At 37.3% G+C, this 19,809-nt stretch carries 17 protein-coding genes and 1 tRNA gene; 13 read left to right on the forward strand and 5 right to left on the reverse strand.

The window, feature by feature from the left end:
* Positions 1-33 precede the first annotated feature (33 nt).
* Together JSS34_05335 and JSS34_05340 are read right to left on the reverse strand one after the other, a co-directional pair.
* Positions 34-546 carry an AAA family ATPase gene (locus tag JSS34_05335; GenBank protein ID MBS0185746.1) on the reverse strand — a complete coding sequence of 171 codons (513 nt, stop codon included), beginning with the start codon at positions 544-546 and terminating at the stop codon, positions 34-36.
* A gap of 102 nt (positions 547-648) precedes the next feature.
* Positions 649-3,681 (reverse strand): hypothetical protein, encoded by a 3,033-nt coding sequence (locus JSS34_05340; GenBank protein MBS0185747.1) that lies wholly within the window; start codon positions 3,679-3,681, stop codon positions 649-651.
* Between the two features lie 288 nt (positions 3,682-3,969).
* On the opposite strand from JSS34_05340, the gene sucC reads away from it, so the two are divergent.
* Both sucC and sucD read left to right on the forward strand, forming a co-directional pair.
* Positions 3,970-5,142: an ADP-forming succinate--CoA ligase subunit beta gene (gene sucC / locus JSS34_05345; protein MBS0185748.1), complete on the forward strand. Its 1,173-nt coding sequence runs from the start codon at positions 3,970-3,972 to the stop codon at positions 5,140-5,142.
* Positions 5,143-6,063, forward strand: coding sequence for a succinate--CoA ligase subunit alpha (sucD, locus tag JSS34_05350; protein MBS0185749.1), 921 nt, complete (start codon positions 5,143-5,145; stop codon positions 6,061-6,063).
* 231 nt (positions 6,064-6,294) lie between these two features.
* Here the strand turns inward: sucD and JSS34_05355 are convergent, their stop codons facing one another.
* Positions 6,295-7,269, reverse strand: a complete 975-nt coding sequence (locus JSS34_05355) for an aldo/keto reductase (GenBank protein MBS0185750.1) — start codon at positions 7,267-7,269, stop codon at positions 6,295-6,297.
* A gap of 427 nt (positions 7,270-7,696) precedes the next feature.
* On the opposite strand from JSS34_05355, the gene JSS34_05360 reads away from it, so the two are divergent.
* The 9 genes from JSS34_05360 (at position 7,697) to JSS34_05400 (ending at position 17,653) form a co-directional block, all read left to right on the forward strand.
* Entirely contained in the window at positions 7,697-8,251 is a 555-nt protein-coding gene (locus JSS34_05360; protein ID MBS0185751.1) for a hypothetical protein, read from the forward strand.
* A 620-nt stretch (positions 8,252-8,871) separates the two neighbouring features.
* The gene (gene rfaE1, locus JSS34_05365) at positions 8,872-10,335 is read left to right on the forward strand and encodes a D-glycero-beta-D-manno-heptose-7-phosphate kinase (GenBank protein ID MBS0185752.1); all 1,464 of its coding nucleotides are present in this window, start codon (positions 8,872-8,874) and stop codon (positions 10,333-10,335) included.
* A gap of 179 nt (positions 10,336-10,514) precedes the next feature.
* The gene (locus tag JSS34_05370; GenBank protein ID MBS0185753.1) at positions 10,515-11,675 is read left to right on the forward strand and encodes an FtsX-like permease family protein; all 1,161 of its coding nucleotides are present in this window, start codon (positions 10,515-10,517) and stop codon (positions 11,673-11,675) included.
* A gap of 3 nt (positions 11,676-11,678) precedes the next feature.
* Entirely contained in the window at positions 11,679-12,380 is a 702-nt protein-coding gene (locus tag JSS34_05375; protein ID MBS0185754.1) for an ABC transporter ATP-binding protein, read from the forward strand.
* Positions 12,377-13,363, forward strand: coding sequence for an efflux RND transporter periplasmic adaptor subunit (locus tag JSS34_05380; protein MBS0185755.1), 987 nt, complete (start codon positions 12,377-12,379; stop codon positions 13,361-13,363). Before JSS34_05375 ends, JSS34_05380 begins: the two co-directional genes overlap by 4 nt.
* On the forward strand, positions 13,360-14,784 hold the full coding sequence (locus JSS34_05385; protein ID MBS0185756.1) for an efflux transporter outer membrane subunit: 1,425 nt from the start codon (positions 13,360-13,362) through the stop codon (positions 14,782-14,784). Before JSS34_05380 ends, JSS34_05385 begins: the two co-directional genes overlap by 4 nt.
* Before the next feature lie 137 nt (positions 14,785-14,921).
* Positions 14,922-14,997: transfer RNA gene (locus JSS34_05390), tRNA-Phe, on the forward strand.
* A gap of 128 nt (positions 14,998-15,125) precedes the next feature.
* The gene (locus JSS34_05395) at positions 15,126-16,226 is read left to right on the forward strand and encodes a GNAT family N-acetyltransferase (protein MBS0185757.1); all 1,101 of its coding nucleotides are present in this window, start codon (positions 15,126-15,128) and stop codon (positions 16,224-16,226) included.
* 104 nt (positions 16,227-16,330) lie between these two features.
* Positions 16,331-17,653: a hypothetical protein gene (locus tag JSS34_05400; protein ID MBS0185758.1), complete on the forward strand. Its 1,323-nt coding sequence runs from the start codon at positions 16,331-16,333 to the stop codon at positions 17,651-17,653.
* On the opposite strand, the gene JSS34_05405 is transcribed toward JSS34_05400, so the two are convergent.
* Complete coding sequence (locus JSS34_05405) at positions 17,650-18,249, reverse strand: hypothetical protein (GenBank protein ID MBS0185759.1); 600 nt, start codon at positions 18,247-18,249, stop codon at positions 17,650-17,652. The two genes, JSS34_05400 and JSS34_05405, sit on opposite strands and share 4 nt — an antisense overlap.
* Before the next feature lie 96 nt (positions 18,250-18,345).
* Positions 18,346-18,693: a hypothetical protein gene (locus JSS34_05410; protein MBS0185760.1), complete on the reverse strand. Its 348-nt coding sequence runs from the start codon at positions 18,691-18,693 to the stop codon at positions 18,346-18,348.
* A 466-nt stretch (positions 18,694-19,159) separates the two neighbouring features.
* Between JSS34_05410 and JSS34_05415 the strand changes: the two genes are divergently transcribed.
* Together JSS34_05415 and JSS34_05420 are read left to right on the forward strand one after the other, a co-directional pair.
* Positions 19,160-19,414, forward strand: a complete 255-nt coding sequence (locus JSS34_05415; GenBank protein ID MBS0185761.1) for an AbrB/MazE/SpoVT family DNA-binding domain-containing protein — start codon at positions 19,160-19,162, stop codon at positions 19,412-19,414.
* Positions 19,408-19,746, forward strand: coding sequence for a type II toxin-antitoxin system PemK/MazF family toxin (locus JSS34_05420; GenBank protein ID MBS0185762.1), 339 nt, complete (start codon positions 19,408-19,410; stop codon positions 19,744-19,746). Before JSS34_05415 ends, JSS34_05420 begins: the two co-directional genes overlap by 7 nt.
* Positions 19,747-19,809: the final 63 nt, after the last annotated feature.

The raw sequence follows: 19,809 nt of genomic DNA on the forward strand, positions 1-19,809 counted from the left end.
TGCTTCCATTTGCAGAACATCATACTTGTTATTTTAATTTATGGAAATAGTATAAGACTTTAAAGATTTTTTATAATTGAGAGCATCATAATGTGAGGGAATTGTTCCATGAGAAAAAACCTTCAAAAGATTGAAATTTACAATTTCAGGATAAACAAGTGGAAAAAAGTAGTAACTCCAGGCACGACCCCCAAGAAGATTTACACCAACACGTCGAAGCTTTCGAGCACTCGATCCACATAAAATAAAATGCGCAGGCGTATTTTCAATAAGCCAATGAATCTCATCCAATAAACTTGGAATTTTCTGAATTTCATCAATAATGACAGGATCATTAAAACGATCTTCTGATTGAGCGCATATTTCTTCTCGAAAGAGAAAAGGACTTTTTGAAAATGTAAAAAACATATCCGATTTTAAAAGATCATAAAAAAGTGAGTTTGGAAAATTTTCTTTTAAATAAGTTGATTTTCCGGTTTTACGGGCACCCCATAAGAAGGCTGATTGTTTTTTTGGAAGATCAATCTTTAAAATTCTTTTATACACGGAATAAACTCCTTTTTAGTATAACTTAATAGATTGAAATCCCAAAAAATTTAGTAAAAAAAGTTCTTGTGCAGTTAGAAATGCTATTTACACACTTCTTTTTTAGGAGGAACCTTGAGGTCTATACACAGCTGAAGGTGGTATTCTTCCTGGCATCCCTCCAGGGGGGCTTTGCATGAAAGAATTAAATGAAGAGGGATAAGGTCCCATTCTTGGAGGAGGCCCAAAGTATTGAGAAGGAATCATAGGAGGTATCTGCGGCACTTGAATATAAATTGGTGGAAACAATCCAGAACATCTCAGATAGAGATCTTCTAATGCTTGCACTGTTCCAAGCAATTTTCTATCTTTATCTGGAATTCCTTGCATAAGTTTCTGAAGGGTACTCATCATGTCTCCTTTAAGACTATAAAACTCTTGTTGAAAGACCTTAAACATGTCTGCTGAAATCGCAGAAGATCCCTTTTGTGTAAGATCTCTAACTTGCGCTTGGAGCTGAGCAAGGGATGCTTCCAAAGCTCTTTGATGATCAAGATCCCTCTTCTTTTCCGCTTCTATCCTTTGAAAAGCTTGATCCCTTTCTTCAAGCCTTTTGGTTAAACCTTGAACTTCACCTTTTCTGCCAGCGTTTTCTTCTTTTAAGCTCGCGATTGTTGCCATCTGATTCCTTAGTATTTTTTCCTGTGTCATAACATGTGCACGTAAAGTAGAATTTTCTTTTTCAGATTGTTCGCTTGCACGTTCAAAGTTCTCTCGTTCCGCATGCCAGGATCTCTCTTTTGCAGAAAGGGAACCCTGCAGGGCATTTTGTTTTTCTGACTCTTCTTGGATACGTTTTTTTAAATTTTCCATTTTTTCTTTTAAAGCCCCAATCAAAGCATCAAAAGATAAAGAGGAATCTTTTTCGTCAATTAAAGTACAAAGGCTTCCTCTCAAAGCGAGAGTCTGCTGTGCTTGTTCTTCATTTACGCGTTTAAGATGAGATTCAGATTCTGCAGTCGCAATCGCTTTCTTAAGAAAAGCATCCTTCTCACTTAGAGCACGTTTTTGCTCTTCTATCGTTTTTCTAAGAGTCCCAAGTTGGGACTGTATCTGATGGATAACTGCGTCAAATCCACTTCTTTTTTTAACTGTCATCCCCATTGCTTGGGAGATTTGTTGGAGAATACGCTCTGTAACACGCTCTTTTTCTTGGATGTGTTGTCTCTTTTCTGCTCTTAAGCTTTCAAGTTCTGCTGTCTGAGCCTCCAGAGTTTTTTGAAGCGTTTGGAGTCTCTCTTTTAACTGTTCTTGAGAAGTTTGTGTGCTCAAACGCCTCTCTTGATCTTTAAGCTTCTCATGAAGCTCCTTCCATTTTTTATTTATTATTTCCAGAATTTCCGCCAAAGAAAGAGACGCCATTCCTTCAATTTGAGTCAAGTCACAAAGAACCTTTTTGAACTCTTCATCTTTTTGAGCTCGTTTTTTGCCTGCTTCCTTAGATTCCCTAAGTTCTTTTGTCTTTTGCTCAATTTCTTTGTTAAGGTTACCAACAATTTGTGTCAATTCTTCTAAAGTTTTTTCCTTTTGAGCAGGCTTACTCAGTGAAGAATGTCCTGAAGCCGTCCCTCCCTTTGTGCGCTCACTTATAGAAGATGCTTTTTGTTTACCAGCTTTTCTAGAACCCCTTGGTTCCTCTTCATCCATTAATTCCTGGAAGGCATTCTGTGATTTAAATCCTTTAAGCACAACAGCTTGTTCAGAAACTGTGCCGCGTAATTTTGTAATTTCTTTTTGCAAAATTTTGATATGCGCTTGCAAAGCATCTCGTTCTGCTTTTTCAAAACACGTATAAATAGGAACATAACCTGGCTTGGCTACATCATCAATTCTTGTGTTCTGAGGAATAATAGGCCATATAAACTGACTAAAAAGTCGAACTATGTCAGGAGAAATTTGATATTTTAAGTTACTTAATACAAAAGTACGATGTGTATGACTGTCATTTGGAGTACCCTCAAACTCTAAATTTTCAAGCCCTATTTCGCTTTTTAAGAGAGGAAAAAGCCCACCTTTACAAAAACTGGGCTCCCCTAGTATCGTTGGAACTGTGAAGGCTGCCTTAAGGTGATCTATTGAAAATTCAAAAGGAGATTCAGGCTTCTGAGGCGTCAAAATTTTCTTGTCCAAAATGTCTCTTAGGATTCCCAAATGTTCGGCAAAAATACGTCTAAGGTTCTCAACAAAATCTCTCAATTCTTTTAAATGAGAACTTCCAAGAGATTGGCATAGCTCATCAAGTTGAGGCCAAAGGGCCAACTCTTCTAAATGGATTCTTATTGCCGGAAGACTTAATTCTTTAAACTGCCTTTGATCTTCATACCATTCCGAAATCCTTTCAAGAGCACATCTTTCGATTGTCTCTAAATCTTCTTGTGAGAAAAATTGAGGATTAAAGTCACGTTTTATCCTTCTTTGAATATTTGATTGAATTTTCTCTAAAGAGGGAACTGGCGTTGTTCCCAATTCATTAACCATCAGAAGAGATTGATAGGTCTCGATAAAAGCGTCCTGATAATTTATTCCAAAAAAATAATCCCGAATCTTCATCAACTCGACAATAACCTTTTCTGCTTTTTGTCTCTTAAATTTTAAAAGATCATAAAAGACAGCCGCAAAAAAAGCTTCCTGTCGAACTTTTTTATCAATTCCATAAGATCCTTGAAAGAGTTCATTTAAAAGATGATAACTTTTAGAAAAAGAAAACTTTTCAGAAAGATTCTGGCCTTTGTCCAGCTGAGAAAGTCTTTGACAAAGATTTTTATATTTCTCTTGAAGCGCACCTCTCTCAGCTTTCGATAAACCAAAATTTTCAAGCCATTTGTCATTTGGCTCTTGTGCGATAAAATCCTCTTCCAAGGACGAAAAAAGCTTAAAAAAAGATTTATTGACTGCCGTATTTTTATGTGGATCAGAAGGTGCCTCTGCATATGCACGAAGATCTTCTCCTTGTTTAGAGACCCTTTGAAATACCTTTTGGACAGCATTATTGTAAAGTGTATTTTCATCAGGCTCTGCCGCCATTCCAAAGATCGAGGTAGAGAAGAAAAAAACACACACACTTATGAAAACAAATCGTAAGAAAAAATTCATCATTTAAATCCACCAAAAAAAATAAAGAGGTTCGGCATTTCAACAGAAACTTATTAAAAAAACAATGTTTATTTTTATAAAAACTTACAAAAAGAATCTTACCTCTCATTGCACATTATTTATATGTTTTTTAAAAATTCATTCTTTCATCTATGCTGCTTATTCTTTTTAAAACTTTTAAATTAAAAAACAAGTGCCCAATGAGATTTGACAAACGGAGAAGTTTTTCATATGAAGAGGGTAAAATTAAAGTAATTAAAAAAGATTTTAGAGAAGCACCTTGGATAATTTATGGATATACATGAATATCAAGCAAAAAAAATTCTTTCAACTTTTGGTATTTCTGTTCCAAAAGGAAAAGTTGCTTACACTCTTTCTGAAGCCGTACAACAGGCTGCTCTTTTAAAAAATGGTCACTCGTCTTGTTGGGTCATTAAAGCTCAAATTCATTCAGGGGGCCGTGGAAAATCTGGAGGCATACAATTTGCTCACAATTTAGAAGATGTTGCAACCCATGCTCAAAATCTTCTTGGAAAAAGATTAATAACCTCCCAGACAGGATCAGAAGCTAAAAAAGTAAATATCCTTTATATTGAAGAAAGCATCCCTATTCAGAAAGAATTTTATGTAAGCTTTTTTTTAAATCGATCTCTTGCACGTATTTCAGTTCTCTTTTCCTTAAAAGGAGGGACCAACGTTGAAAAATACAATGAGAACTTATTTCCTGATTTTAATTGTATTTCACTCGATCCATTTCTTGGGCTTACTTCTTTGGATATCCATAAGCTTCTTATCCCTTTTAGGTTTGAAAAAAAACTTTTAGAAAAGCTCGAAAAACTTCTGCAACAACTCTATAATGTTTATACGTCTCTTGACGCCATACTTCTTGAAATTAACCCTTTAGCACTCACGGAATCTGAAGATCTTGTTTGTGTGGATGCCAAAATGAGCTTCGATGATAATGCTCTTTTTCGTCAATCTAACATTAGAGCCCTACGAGACTTCCATGAACAAGACAAGTTTGAAATTGAAGCCACGCAGTATGGGCTACATTATATAAAACTTAAAGGAAATATTGGATGCCTGGCAAATGGCGCTGGACTTGCGATGGCAACGCTTGATCTTCTTCATTCCAAAGGTGGGAATGCTGCAAATTTTTTAGACATGGGCGGAAGAGCTACAGAAGAAAAAATCTTAAAAGCTTTTCAAATTATTTTATCGGATTCTTCTGTTAAAGGAATTTTAGTAAATATTTTTGGAGGCATTCTTCCTTGCAAAAATGTTGCAAAGGCACTTGTTCAAGCTTTAAAAGATCAAAAAAAATGCCTTCCTATTGTCGTAAGATTTATTGGAAACACCGAAAAAGAAGCGCATCAAATCATAAGAACGTCTCAATTTCCCATCCATATGACCACAGACTTAGAGGAAGCATCTCAAAGGATTATTGATGCCGTTAGGATTTAAATGCCTATTTTAATTGATCGTTCCACACGTGTTATTTGCCAAGGATTTACAGGTTATGAGGGCACTTTTCATTCTCAAAAAGCCCTTCGCTATGGAACGCAACTTAAAGGAGGCGTGACACCTGGAAAGGGGGGAAGCATTCACTTAAATCTCCCCGTTTTCAATACAGTTAAAGAAGCCAAACATGCGACTGATGCAACAGCTTCTATCCTTTTCGTTCCTGCGCCTTATGCAAAAAACGCCATTCTTGAAGCAATTTATGCTGAGCTTGATCTTATCGTTGTTATCACGGAAGGAATTCCAATTGGGGACATGATCTATATAAAACGTGTCCTTGAAGACTCAAATACACGTCTTATTGGCCCGAATTGCCCGGGTATTATAACCCCCGGAGAATGCAAAATTGGGATTATGCCAGCACGTATTCATCTTCCAGGGGAAATCGGCGTTATGTCACGTTCCGGAACATTAACGTATGAAGCTGTCGATCAATTAACACGCCTTGGCCTGGGACAATCAACCTGTGTTGGTATTGGAGGAGATCCTATTTGTGGACTCGGGTTTATTGATTGTTTTAAACTTTTTATGAATGATCCAAATACAAAAGCCATCGTTCTCATTGGGGAAATTGGAGGATCTCAAGAAGAAGAGTTTGCAGCTTTCTATAAAAGCACGCCTCTAAAAAAACCTGTTGTTGCCTTTATTGCGGGGCAAACAGCCCCTTTTGAAAAGCAGATGGGGCATGCGGGCGCATTTATTTCAAAGGGAATCGGAACCGCTGACACAAAAATTAAAGCCCTTGAAAACGCCGCAATATCTGTTGTCCAGTCTCCTCTTCTTATCGGGCAGACCCTAAAAACGCTTTTGGAATCTTCTTCATACAAGACCATGGAAATATGCTTTCCACAAAAGAAATTCTAAAATGGAAGTTCTTTTTGAAAAAATCATACGTACAGGTACTTACATGTCCAATAAGTAGAAAAGGCCACTCTATTTTTCCATTTTCATTTTTTTACGACAGCACTACTCAGATTGCAATTTATAAAGAAAAAATCCTTTTTATAGAGAGCTAATATTCCTTTTTTGTAAATACTTTTTTACAAATTAGGAAAAATAATCTATTAAAAGACAAAAATGGAGAAAGAGAAAAATCTAGCTTTCAAGCTCATGTGGATGGGGATATTTTTCTCCCTTGGCGCATCCCATAACAAATATTGTATTTAAAGTTTCAATGTCATCTTTTGATAAAGAAATGTGAAGAGCTTTTATATTATCTTCTAAGTAGGCAATATTCTTAGTTCCAGGAATTGGAACAATATCTTTTCCTTGCGCCAAAAGCCATGCCAATGCAAGCTGAGAAGGGGAAACTCCTTTAAATTCAGAAAATTCTTTAAATTTTGAAAGCACCTTTTTGTTTTCTTGAAAGTTTTCTCCTTGGAATCGGGGAAGAAAATTTCGAAAATCACTTTCCACATAGCTGTTATCCTGTTCAATCGTTCCCGTTAGAAATCCGCGCCCTAAGGGACAATAGGCAACAAATCCTATTCCCAGTTCACGACACGTCGATAAGATTTCTTTTTCTGGATCCCTTTGCCATAAAGAATATTCTGTTTGTACCGCACAAATAGGGTGTATTTTTGCAGCTCTTCGAATAGTCTCTGGCTTTACTTCTGAAATTCCAATATATCGTATTTTTCCTTCCTTTACGAGTTCCGCAAGCGCTTCGATTGAAACTTCTATAGGTGTATGAGGAGAAACGCGATGTAAATAATAAAGATCTATCACGTCAATCTTTAAGTTTCTGAGGCTCTTCTCACAGGCTTCTTTAATATAAGATGGACTCCCATCCAGCACAAAACCATCTCCATTTTTTTTAAATCCCATTTTTGTGGCTAAAATAATCTTATCCCGTACTTTTTTTAAAATAGGGCCGATGAGCTGTTCGTTATGCCCCCATCCATACATATCAGCTGTATCAAAGAAAGTAATTCCAAGCTCTATAGACTTTTCAAGGGTTAAGATGGATTGCGCATCATCTCGTGTCCCATATCCCATTGACATTCCCATACATCCCAAACCAAGAGCAGATACAAGAGGTCCATTGGCTCCTAATTGACGCTTTTCCACAAACATTCTCCCTTTTTTATGCTTAATACATGAATGATATACGTTGCCTTATTCTTTCATTAGAATTCTACTTATTAGAATCTTATTTCCCTCTTTAATCTTCATAAAATTCCCTCTAATCTCTTTATCTCTCTTTAATCTTTTCAAACGAGCTTCAAGAAAAATTCTATTACCTTAGGCTTTATGAAAACATCCTATAACTTCTTAAATAACAAAGGTCAAACCAAAATGGGCGATGATTTTTTAAGTTTTTTATCTTCTCCTAAAAAATCTCTTTCCTTCTTTTCGTTATTTTCTTTCAACTTTTAATATATGTCCTATGTTATTTCACTCTTGATCTTCATATAAGCGTCTCGTGAATTCAATTTCTGTTAAGTGATTTTTTTACTTTAAATAATCATTAGGTTCCTTTAACTGGAGTATTCATGTGAAAATTAAATCTTATATTTCTGCAGTGATTCTTTCAGCAAGCTTTATTTCCATACTTCCTATTCAAGCTATGGAATTAGACGATTCAGAAAAGTCACGGGCAGCAGCAGCCGCACAACCAGTAAAAAATCATCTTGTAACACATGTCTATTTAGATCTGTCTGGCCTTCCTCCTCGTTCGGAGGTAAAGCTCACCCTTAATGATACGCTCATCACAACATCTGAATCTGGTTTTTTTCCTCTTAAAACTTCTGCGTATCCCCTCTCCACACATGCGACGGGTTACGATAGCCGGCCAGCTTTTACACATGACTGTCTAAAAATCGTCCAAATAGTCAACGGGGGAATTTCTGGAGTTTTTAGATCTTTAGATCGTAAAGAAGCTTCACCTAACCATATTTCTGGCTACATTCATGGCAACCTTTTTGATCAATACAAGGACATAAATTCAACCTACACGATTCGTTTTTCGAGTGATATTCCAATCAATGGTATGGATTATTTTAAAGCAAATGGCACCCCTGGATCATACACTCCTATAGCAGAAAAATGATAATATCATGTTAAGCACAGTAGAAATGTCTTTATGAAGAACACCTCTACGATCATTTTTTATTACGAGGCGCTCGAAATCGCTTTTCTTGAGGGGAGAGATGAGAGCGCCGATTTTAAAGCAAGGAGAAGGGTTTGTATTTTGATGGGAAAATAAAAATGGCCTTCTTTCTCATTTTTTAGCCCATGGTCTTGAATTTGTTTAAAAAAATATATTACCCTTCTTAAATGAAAAGCGGCAAGGCATGCCGTGATAGCCTGTGGAGCAGCAGTAAGACCAGCATCCTTAAAAAGGGTGAAGGCAAAGCTTCAAGCATCCTTAGGACAGCTTGTTGCTTGAGCTTAAGGCATCTTGTTCTTTTAAGGACGAGAGGAGGTCAACTTAAAAGCTTGTACCTTTTTAGAAGTTGCAAGCTTTTTTGCTTTCTTTGAGAATACATACTTCTTATCTATTATTAAATCGTTCTCTTAACCACAGACTTCTAATACCTTTTAAAAATAAGAAGAAAATTAAATGCCCTTTAATTTATGAACTCTTCCAAAGGAGCTTAACTCCCTTGAATTTTAATATATATTTGACTATAAGAGGTTAAGCCCATTTATTAATAGAGATCAAAAAAAATGATCAATGATTCTTTAAGCTTTTTTTTATCTTCTCAAAAAACGCCGATCCTATGTGTTGGCGATATCATGCTGGATATTTTTGTTCAAGGAAGTGTAAGCCGCATTTCTCCAGAAGCACCGATTCCCGTTTTTAAATATATTCATGAACACTCTCTTTTAGGAGGAGTCGGAAACGTTGTCCGGAACTTGGAAGGTCTTGAAGTTCCTTCAATCTTAATTGGGCTCCTCGGAGACGATGACGCTGCTCAAACTCTTGAAAGTTTGATTCAAGCTTCGTCTTTTATTTCCCCTCAATTTTTAAAATGCCCTCATTTTAAGACAACTCAAAAAACACGTTTCATAGCGGGTGCACACCAGCTTTTAAGAGTCGACAAAGAACTTCCGGAAGGCATTCTGCCAGAGCATAGTAAAACCTTACAAAAAAAAGTCTTAGAATATCTTCCATCCGCCAACGTTATTGTCTTGTCTGATTATAGCAAAGGGGTCCTTTCAAAAGATCTTTTAATTCCTCTTATCCAAGAAGCATGCTTTCATAAAAAAATTATTATTGTTGATCCCAAGGGAAAAGACTATAGCCGCTATCGAGGGGCCACAATCCTAACGCCAAATCGTCAAGAGCTCCACGTTGCAACCGATCTTCCGACCGATACGGATGACGAATGTATTTTTGCTGCTCATAAAATAAGAAAAGATCATAATATTGAAACCGTCCTTGTTACACGAGGAGGACAGGGAATGACGCTTGTTACACAAAATGATGCAGCTCATTTTCCAGCCAGTGCCTTAGAAGTTTTTGATGTTTCAGGCGCCGGTGATACGGTTGTTGCTGTTCTTGCAGCTGCTTTAAATGAAGGCCTTACGCTTGAAGTTGCTGTTCAAATGGCGAATACAGCAGGTGGCATTGTGGTGGGGAAAGTTGGAACAGCTGCTATTGAAAAGCAAGAACTTCAAGATGCTCTTCATCACCAACACGTCCTTTCTCCCCAAAAAATTTGCTCTCTTTCACAAGCCATTGATTTAAGAATTAAATGGCAACGCCGAGGTTTAAAGGTTGGATTTACAAATGGATGCTTTGACCTTTTGCACCCAGGGCATCTCCATGTCCTCAGAGAAAGCAAAGCACAATGCGATCGCCTTATTGTCGGACTTAACAAAGACGCTTCTATTAAAAACCTCAAAGGAGAGAAACGTCCCATTCAAGGAGAAGATGCACGTGCTCTTATTCTTGCAGCACTGGAAGTTGTTGATTGCATCATTTTATTTGAAGAAGAAACTCCTTATAACTTAATTATCAACTTAAAACCAGATGTCCTTATAAAAGGCGCTGACTATACCGTTGAGACAGTTGTTGGAAGTTCTGAGGTCCTGCGTTATGGTGGAAAAGTCCATCTTGTGAATCTTATTCCAGATCAAAGTACAACAAATCTTGTAAAAAAAATGAAACCAACATCAACCCCATGACAAACGACTGATTTTCAAGTAAGATACTTTCCATCCCGATTTTAAGGGACATATAGAAATAACAAGTTCTTTCCTAAAAAAATTAAGAACCAAAACAGGAGCATCTCATTATTTCCGAAAAATCTTCTCCTCTCCCTTTTTCTGAGAAAAATTTAATGTCACCTTTTTCACATGGCAGCATGCTTTATGTTGCTTGGCGTATGCTCATTGGAAATCGCAGCAAATTTTTAGGAATTGTATTAGGTCTTACCTTCGCAGGGCTCATTATGACACAACAACCTGGTGTTTTTGTTGGGGTGATGACACGTACATTTGGGTTTATAACAGATGTTGCATTGCCTGATATTTGGGTCATGGATCCCATGGTACAATTTATCGACGATAATAAACCTCTTCCGGCACCTAACCTTTATGAAGTTGCAAGCATTGAGGGTGTAGCATGGGCAAAACCTCTTTATAAAGGATTTATCACAGCACGCCTTGCAAACGGAACGTTTCAGAATTGTAATCTTATTGGTATCGATAGCGCAACGCTCATTGGAGCTCCTCCAATTCTATGCGCAGGAAAGCTCTCTGATTTACGCCAACCAGATGCCATCATTGTGAATCAAGAAGGAGCCCTTGACAAGCTCGCAGAAAATTCTTCTCTTCCTAATGGCAAAAAAATTCCTCTCCAAATCGGGCAGCGCATCGAACTTAATGACCATAGAGCCGTCGTCGTTGGCATTGCAAAAACAAGTCGCACGTTTCAATCTCAGCCTATTATTTTTACAACATTTGAACGGGCGATTGAATTTTCTCCTCCTCAACGTCAAACGTTAACTTTTATTCTTGTTAAAGCAAAAAAAGGTGAAGATCTTCTGGCTCTGTGTAAACGCATTCATAACCTCACAGGTCTTGCCGCATACACCAGTGATCAATTTAAAGATCTTACGGTTCAATATTACCTTAAATATACAGGAATCCCCATAAATTTTGGTATTTCTGTCTTTCTGGGGTTTTTAGTTGGAGCTGCCATTGCAGGGCAGACTTTTTATAATTTTACACTTGAAAATTTACGTTATTTTGGGGTCCTTAAAGCCATGGGCATTTCGAATAAAGTTCTTTTTTTAATGATTCTTACGCAAGCACTCTTTGTTGCTTTTTTAGGGTACGGATTAGGTCTTGGAATAACATGTCTCTGTGCCCTCCTCACACATGACTCCATGCTTGCTTTCCGTTTTCCTTACGCTCTTATGTTCTTTAGTTTAGGAGGTATCCTTCTCATTTCAGCACTTTCAGCTTTTTTAAGTCTTCGTCAAGTTTTTAAACTTGATCCTGTCATTGTGTTTCGGAGTTAATTCATGAAAGTTGCTGTTTCATGCAAAAACCTTATTAAAAAATTTGGAAATGGCGCCAATGAAATTACGGTCCTTCAAGGAATCAACTTAGAAGTTAGGGATGGCGAACTTCTTATTCTCGCAGGACCTTCTGGATGCGGTAAAACAACTCTCATTTCTATTATTGCAGGTATTTTAACACAAACAAGTGGAATCTGTGAGGTTTACAATCAAAACATTCATGATCTTTCCCCCCTTGCTTTATGTGCTTTTCGATCCAAAGTAATTGGCTTCGTTTTTCAATCTTATAATCTTCTTCCCACGCTTACAGCTGCAGAAAATGTGGGGCTTCCTCTTATGATTCAAGGAATGGGACATTATGAGGCTACGAATTTAGGCAAAGAAATGCTTAAAAAAGTAGGACTTGAAGATTGGGTAGACGCCTATTCATCAACGCTTTCAGGAGGACAGCAACAACGCGTTGCCATTGCGCGGGCTCTTATCCATAATCCACGGCTTATTGTGTGTGATGAGCCAACGAGTGCCTTAGACAGCGAAAATGGACATCTTGTAATGACACTTTTAAAAGATCTTGCCATGCGTGAAAAGTGTGCTTTGATTGTTGTCACCCATGATGCGCGCATTTATTCTTTTGCAGACAGAATTGCAAAGATGGAAGACGGTCGTATTTTAAAAATTGTATCACCTCATGAGGCTTTAGAATGAAAAAAATATCTCTTCTCCATTTTCTTATTGGAGCGTCTCTTTTGGGTATTATAGGAGGCACTTTTATGGGGTATTTATCCTCTAAAAAACCGCTTGTTCAAGTTCCTTTTATTGCCCCAACGATTTCTCCTTACACTACATTTATTGCAGGAAGTGGTGTTGTCGAATCTCCTGGGCAAAACATTGAGCTCGGAACGTCCATTGCGGGCCTTGTTAAAAAAGTTACTGTAAAACCAGGCGCTCTTATAAAAAAAGGAGACGTTCTTCTTACAATAGATGAGCGTGCTGAACGCGCTTTTCTTAAAACGCAAAAAGCAAACTTAAAAGCAGCCCAAGATTCAATTAAAGAGGCTCAAGCGAAACTTAAAAGCGCACAAGATCAATATAATCTCATCACAAAGATTGTAGATAAACGGGCTATTTCAAAAGCTGAGCTTCTGAAATTTCAAAATGATGTTATTATTGCCAAAACGTCTGTTGATCATGTGAAAAGTCTTTTTGATGTTGCAAAAGCCCAACTTCATGCTGCTCAAGTCAATGTCAATCTATGCAAAATCCTTTCTCCTATTGATGGTGAAGTTCTTCAAGTCAATACACGGCCAGGCCAATATGCGTCCACAGGAATGTCGTCACCTCCTCTCATGCTCCTTGGTTCAAAAACACACTATGATGTCCGAATTGACATTGATGAAGCAGATGCCTGGCGTTTTCATAAGGGGGCAGAAGCTACCGCTTATGTACGTGGAAATCCTTTGCTTTCAACAAAATTAACCTATGCGTACACGGAGCCTTACATTCTTCCTAAAAAAAACCTGAATGGCGATGCTACAGAAATTGTGGATACACGTGTTTTACAAGTTGTATACTCCTTTGATCCAAAAAAGCTCCCCGTTTATATTGGCCAACAAGTCGATGTTTACATCAAAGCCGACCCCATCGGTCCAGAAGTCCGATATGGCGGACCTTTGGAGAAATCTAAATGAAAAAATCAATAACTCTCCTTCTTTTTCTTCTTTTAATACAAGGATGTAGTGTAGGGCCTGATTATCAAAAACCAAACATTCAAGTTCCTTCTTCTTGGGAAAATGGGCTTCAATCCCAAAGTCCTCAAGAGCATCCTTTAACCCCTGCTTGGTGGGAAAATTTTCAAGATCCTCTTTTAAACACCCTCATGACAGAAGCTCTCGCGCATAACTTAACTCTGAAAGAAGCTCTCGCACGGATAGAATCCGCACGCCAGCAATTGGCTCAAGCCGAGACCTCTTTCTTTCCAACTTTTACGGTTGATGGAGCCTATGAGCGGGAACGCCTTAGTAAAAATGCCCCGAACTATAATCCAGCTTATTATCTTGGAACCTATAATGATGTGCGACTCGGAGTCTCAACATCTTGGGAACTTGATCTTTTTGGACGTATCCAACATGCAGAAGAAATGGCGCAAGCAACTTTTGAGATCAGTGTTGCCGATGCAAAAGGAGTTATGCTTACACTTCAAGCAAGCGTCGCTCAAACGTATATTAAAATACGCAGCCTTCAAATACAGCTTCAGATTCAAAAACACCTGAGTTCTCTTTCCCAGGAAGCTCTTATGTTGACACAAGATTTAATGTCCGCAGGTCGCCTTGACCAACAAGCCGTTGAAGATGCACAAAGTACCTATGATTCTACAATGGCTGAGAATGCTTCGCTTGAAATTTCCTTTAAAACAGCTCTTCATCAGCTTGCCATTCTTCTTGGAAAACCACCTGCAACACTTTATCAACTCTTTTCTTGTCCGCGATCTATCCCTCTTCCACCGCCTTCTGTATTTTCAGAACTGCCGTCAACGCTTTTAGAGCACCGGCCTGATATCCAAGCTGCAGAACGCGCCCTTGCACGTTCCACAGCAAAAATTGGTCTTTTAACAGGAGATCTCTTTCCAAAATTCTCACTCACAGGTTATTGGGGCTACGAAAGTACGAATGGGACAACGCTTATTCGTTCAAAAAGTGCAACCTTTCATGTGGGTCCAATTTTTACATGGCCAATCTTTGATTTTGGTCGAATCCGCGATTCTATAAAATCCCAAGAAGCTGAACGAGATGCTGTCTTTTATGCTTATCAAGAAGTTATTCTAAAAGCTCTTGCAGAAGTTGAAACAGCTCTTATTACGCTTAAAAACAAAGCTATTTTCTATCAAAAAAAAGAAACATCCCTTGCCGCTCAAAAAACAAAACTTCTCTTAACTCAAAATTTATATGAAGCTGGAACTATAGATTATTTAGAGGTTATTGAAAAACAACAAGCTGCTTTGAATGAAGACCTTAAAACAAGAATCAGTGCTGAAGAATATGCCTGTGCGGCTATTGATCTTTATACTGCTCTTGGTGTTGGCATTCCAAGAATCAAAGAAAATATATCTTAAAACACCTTTCTTAAAAAAAACTTCAGGAAAGAGGCACACCCGTTTCTTTATCCCTTAAAAGAAAATTTAAATGATGTTTCCCTGATTATATGCTAGACACATCTCTTTTTTTTTTATAGAAAGAGAAGGCAGCGCGTGCCCAGATAGCTCAGTTGGTAGAGCAACGGACTGAAAATCCGTGTGTCGGCGGTTCAAATCCGCCTCTGGGCACCATTTTAAGATCCTTTAATTTTTTTCTGACCTATTCCTTAAGGATTCTTCCCTTTCAAATTTAGACTGAGATTTCTTTTTTTATCTTTCTATAGAACAGATACTCTTAAGCGTTTTTAGAGGCTACTTAAATGTTATTCAGAGTATTCATCATTTTCTTAATGTTAATTTCTCCTTCTTCCTACGCATTTGAAGACATCATGTCTGAAGAAGAAATAAAAAATTATAAAGGTCCTTTATCCTCTCTTTCTTTAAATCCTGCCAAAGGATTCACCGTATGGCAGTCTTCTGAAACACTAGAAACCCTTTCATGGCCTTCTTATGGTAATTTTAAACATTTAAAAACCCATCAAGAGCATATGCCTGGCACACTCGAAATAACTGTTTCTTCTTTCACATCGAAAAGAGATTTTTTAGGACTTTGTGAAGGGCTTCATAAATATAATGTCAGCAAACTTGATTCGTCTTTTCTTGAACCAAACAAAGAATTTAAGATTCCTGGATCAATGATCCAAGGGAAATTTATGGGAGAATATCTTTTCATAACACTCTCACATGACCTTAATCCTTACATTATTCAACATATTGAGAAAGAATCATTTTTAAAAGGCGCACGACGAATAGGTTTTGTTTTTGGAAATTATGACGACGAAGTGACCCCCCTTTTAGAAGTTCCGAGTGAGCATCTTGGTCTTTTTCAGATGCTCCAATCTTTAGAATATGTGTATGAACGAGGACACTGTGATATGGTAACAGGAAATTACGAAGATATCTTCCTGAAAACGCTTTCTCCTTCCTCCCATCAAATTTCTACTTCCCATCTTTCCCTAAAGAGTGACCTTCTGGAGTGGCATTCGGAAGAAACGTCCTCTTTCTTCCCTGAACTCTTAGAAGATTTTGGTGTTTTTGTAAGAGATTCGCAAGGTAAGGTGCTGGGAGGCGTAATAGGAGAAATTCAGAAGGAAGTTGCTTTTCCTTTTGCTCACATTAAGGTCTTTTTTATGGAAGAAGCTCAACGCGGAACTGGTCTAGGAAAGCGTGTGATGAAAAAAGTAGAACACTTTCTTCAAGCTTGTAGTTTGAAGCACGTATCCTTGGAAACGATGGATCATCAAGCGCCTTGGTTTTATGAAAAAATAGGATACAGAAGAGTTAATACCCTAAGACAAATTTGTAAAGGTCGTCATGGGGAATATCTTGATTTCCATTTTTATGTTAAAGTGTTTCCTTAAAATCCTCTTTTAGGCTAAACTTAGAAAACTTTGAAGAGAAGGTTAAAATAACAAATTTCATCCATCTTAAACATTAAAATTTATTTCTAATAGGAAATATAACCATGTATGACCCCTATTTTCGTAAGTTCAGTTTTCTTTTCGTTTTTGCTTTTTTTTCTTTTTCATCTCTTCTCGCAGGAAAGTACAAAGCTGTAGTGAATCCTGAAGTTTATGAAAAGCTAGATTTTCAAAAGGCAGAAAATATCGCTTGTAAGAGGCCTTCCTTAAAAGAAGGACTTATGACGCGTATCGAAAAGGGTCCAGATGACACGCATTTGATCATTTCAAATTATGGTCATGCGGGATATGGGTTTTCCAATGGGCCTGGAGCAACCCATCGATTGCATAAAGCTTTCTTAGAAAAAGAAGGAGATCTAAGCTCAGAAATAGCTGTTATTGGAAACGGTCTTATAGGCCGTTGGACAGCTTACTTTCTTAAAAACTCAGGGTTCTCAAATATCACTATTTATTGCCAAAACCTCGAAGAATCTGAAAGCATCCCTTCCTTCAATGCAACCGGAATATTTTCTCCAAATTTAACAAACCCAGAAAATAAAGAAGATGCCCTTGAAACGTGTCGACTCTATTTTGGACTTCCTGAAGATATAAGAAGCACGATCCTTGAGACGATTACCTTTTTTTCAACAGGCCCATTTGGCCTTGAAGTGGTCCCTTTTTGCAAACTCTTAGATTCTGATGCTCAGCTTACGCTTCCGAATTCTCAAACGCTTCCGGGCTTTCTCTATGAATCGTTTTCAATTAATACAAAAACTCTCTTAGGATTTCTGGCCGATGCTTTAAAAGATGTCCCTATTGTGCCTCAGTCGGTAGATGTTGATTTTTTTTCAAAAAGCAGGGGGCATATTTTTGATTGTTCTGGCTTGGGAATACGAACGCCTCCTCAAGAATCCCATGGCGTTTTTGGCCATCACGTCAGAATTCCACTTCCTCTGAGCTTCTTTCCTCTCACCATTTTTTCGGAAGAAGAACAGCCCACCTTATCTCCCCACCTTTCTTTTTATTTGGGTGGAGGAGCCTCTGAAGACCCAAAACTTTTTCCTTTCGAAAAAGACAAAAGTGCCCTTAATCGTTATCTTCAAATTGTCTCTCATACATTTAGTCAGGGTGGACACACACGCCTTACGCTTGCAGGAACAGGTTTTCGTGTTCCTCTTATTGAAGGCATTCTTAAGCATCCTCTAAATAAGGCTTATCACACCTTAGAAGGACTTTTAGTTCTGTTAAGATTCTATGAATTTATTAATTATCCTCGTCTCGATACTTTTAAAGAATATATAAGAACTTTTGCAAAAGAAAACCGTTTAGAAGAGCGTCTTTGGGAAGAAGCCCTTAAAGGAGGATATATTTTTTCATCAAAAGCTTAAAACTCCGGCGCTTTAAATACATATTGTGCATATTTCCTAGTTCTAGGCATATCGGTTATAAAAGACAAAAAAGTGACTGTTCTATCTTCTATGGAAACAACCTCCAGAGCATTTGCATTTTCAATTTTTTGATGCTCTTCGATCCAGCCTTTAAAATATACAAGGGGTAATAGTCCTGAACAACTTCCCTTTGGTTGGCCTACGAAAGGAGCAGGCACTCCAAAAGAAGCCACTACTTTAAAGTTGTTAAATAAAAATGATCTCATTCTATCTAAAATAGAAGGATTATTATAATAATGTCTTGTTGAAAGCCCAACAAAAGAGGTTTCATCTACAAAAACGCCACCACCACTTAGTCCCGCAGCTAATCCTACTTCATAATCCATACAGTTTCTTGGCGTTATGAAAGAAGAAGCGTGGTTAATATTACCACCATATACACATGATACATACTCGAACTCATGATCAGGGTTAATTGTCGCTAATTGTTGAGAGGAAATCACTACGATGGCTCGTTTTTCTCCATCACATCTTCCCCATCCTCTTTTACCAGAATTTGCACGATATCCTATAACATCAAATTGCTTACTCTGCACGATCGTTTCAACTGGTTTATAGTCAGGCTCAATGCTTAAATCAGGGTTTTTTTCTCGTGTGCGAACATAAGCAATATCACAGTCTGCTCTGCTTTCTCAATATTTTTCATGCATATAGATTTCTGTAATGGTTTGCCTTTCTTGACCTTTTGGTTGTATATAGAGGGGATATTTAAGTTTTCCATTTTTAGTAATCCACGGTTGTACACAATGGGCGTTTGTCAAAAACTCTCCAGGACCTATGCACACAGCACTTCCGGTTGAAACCCTTAGAGAGAAAACATCTGCCTCTAACGCAACAACAGATTTTGCCTGTGGTAATTGAGAGGCACGCAAACGAAGAGCTTCGTCAGAATGGGTGTATTCGTTATGCTCGTCTAAAGCAAAAATTACCTGAAATGGGAGGAGTCTTAAACAAAGGATCCATAAAATTTTTCGAAGCATTTTAATATCTCATAATATGTTGTTTAATAAAAAAATAAATTTTGAATTTTACATATTAACCACAATCATGCAAGTTTTTTGGTTCAAAAAGAACAAATGAAAAGAGATAAAGACCTTGTATAGATATGACAAACTCCTTATAAATATTTAAAATTGAACAATTTTATAGAATAAGGAGGAGCCTTCTTTAAAGAAGAACTTATCATAGCTGTATATTATTTAGGAGATGAAAAATTAAAAAATATTAGGAGAGCTTAAGCTAAGATCGCAGGGTGTTAAAAAATACAAAGTTAATACTCTTTATTTATCCTCCTTTTCAGTCATGGTAATCTATTTAGGGAGAACATGGGGCAGTCCCTATAACGTCTTTGGTCCTATTTTTTTAATTCTTTCCTTAAAACTATTTACATAAGAGAAAATAGTAATTATTATGTAATTACATTCTTAATAAATGGAGGAGTTTTTCATGCGCCTTAATATAATCCCTATCGGAAATTCTCAAGGCATTCGCCTACCAAAAACATTGATAGAACAATGCGGTTTTGGAAAAACCGTAGAAGTAGAAGTCACTGATCATCACTTAACTATTAGACCTGTGATCAACGAGCCACGTAAAGACTGGGCAAAAGCTTTCAAAGCAATGTCTCAAAATAGTGATGATATGCTTTTGGATCTTTCTAATATTTCCCATAATTGGGACAAAGAAGAATGGAAATGGTAAATTCAAATTTAATTCCCAAAAGATTTGACGTTTTTTTGGTAAAGCTTGATCAAACTCAAGGATCAGAAATTCAAAAAACACGCCCTTGTGTTATCATTTCTCCAAATGAAATGAATATGTATATCTCAACTGTTATCGTTGCTCCCATGACAACAAAAAGTCATTCTTATCCGACAAGAGTCCCTCTTAATTTTGATGCAAAAGAAGGTTATATTGTTTTGGACCAAATCCGAACGATAGATAAAGAAAGGCTCATAAAAAAATTAGGTTACATTGAAGAATCTATACAAATGCAAGTTCTTTCAACTTTAACCAATATGTTTACAAAATAATTTTTTAAATTAACGTCAGTTCGATATAAGAAATGAGGAATAATTATTAAAATTGTTAAGCTT

Source organism: Pseudomonadota bacterium (genome assembly GCA_018242545.1).
Lineage (GTDB): Bacteria > Pseudomonadota > Alphaproteobacteria > 16-39-46 > 16-39-46 > 16-39-46.

What these genes read in the sequence shown, in the direction of transcription:
- JSS34_05340 (MBS0185747.1), bottom strand. Translation starts at nt 3,681, where the DNA reads ATGATGAATTTTTTCTTACGATTTGTTTTCATAAGTGTGTGTGTTTTT.
- JSS34_05395 (MBS0185757.1), top strand. Translation starts at nt 15,126, where the DNA reads ATGTTATTCAGAGTATTCATCATTTTCTTAATGTTAATTTCTCCTTCT.
- sucD (MBS0185749.1), top strand. Translation starts at nt 5,143, where the DNA reads ATGCCTATTTTAATTGATCGTTCCACACGTGTTATTTGCCAAGGATTT.
- JSS34_05380 (MBS0185755.1), top strand. Translation starts at nt 12,377, where the DNA reads ATGAAAAAAATATCTCTTCTCCATTTTCTTATTGGAGCGTCTCTTTTG.
- JSS34_05410 (MBS0185760.1), bottom strand. Translation starts at nt 18,693, where the DNA reads ATGCTTCGAAAAATTTTATGGATCCTTTGTTTAAGACTCCTCCCATTT.
- sucC (MBS0185748.1), top strand. Translation starts at nt 3,970, where the DNA reads ATGGATATACATGAATATCAAGCAAAAAAAATTCTTTCAACTTTTGGT.
- JSS34_05375 (MBS0185754.1), top strand. Translation starts at nt 11,679, where the DNA reads ATGAAAGTTGCTGTTTCATGCAAAAACCTTATTAAAAAATTTGGAAAT.
- JSS34_05385 (MBS0185756.1), top strand. Translation starts at nt 13,360, where the DNA reads ATGAAAAAATCAATAACTCTCCTTCTTTTTCTTCTTTTAATACAAGGA.
- JSS34_05420 (MBS0185762.1), top strand. Translation starts at nt 19,408, where the DNA reads ATGGTAAATTCAAATTTAATTCCCAAAAGATTTGACGTTTTTTTGGTA.
- JSS34_05370 (MBS0185753.1), top strand. Translation starts at nt 10,515, where the DNA reads ATGCTTTATGTTGCTTGGCGTATGCTCATTGGAAATCGCAGCAAATTT.
- rfaE1 (MBS0185752.1), top strand. Translation starts at nt 8,872, where the DNA reads ATGATCAATGATTCTTTAAGCTTTTTTTTATCTTCTCAAAAAACGCCG.
- JSS34_05400 (MBS0185758.1), top strand. Translation starts at nt 16,331, where the DNA reads ATGTATGACCCCTATTTTCGTAAGTTCAGTTTTCTTTTCGTTTTTGCT.
- JSS34_05415 (MBS0185761.1), top strand. Translation starts at nt 19,160, where the DNA reads ATGCGCCTTAATATAATCCCTATCGGAAATTCTCAAGGCATTCGCCTA.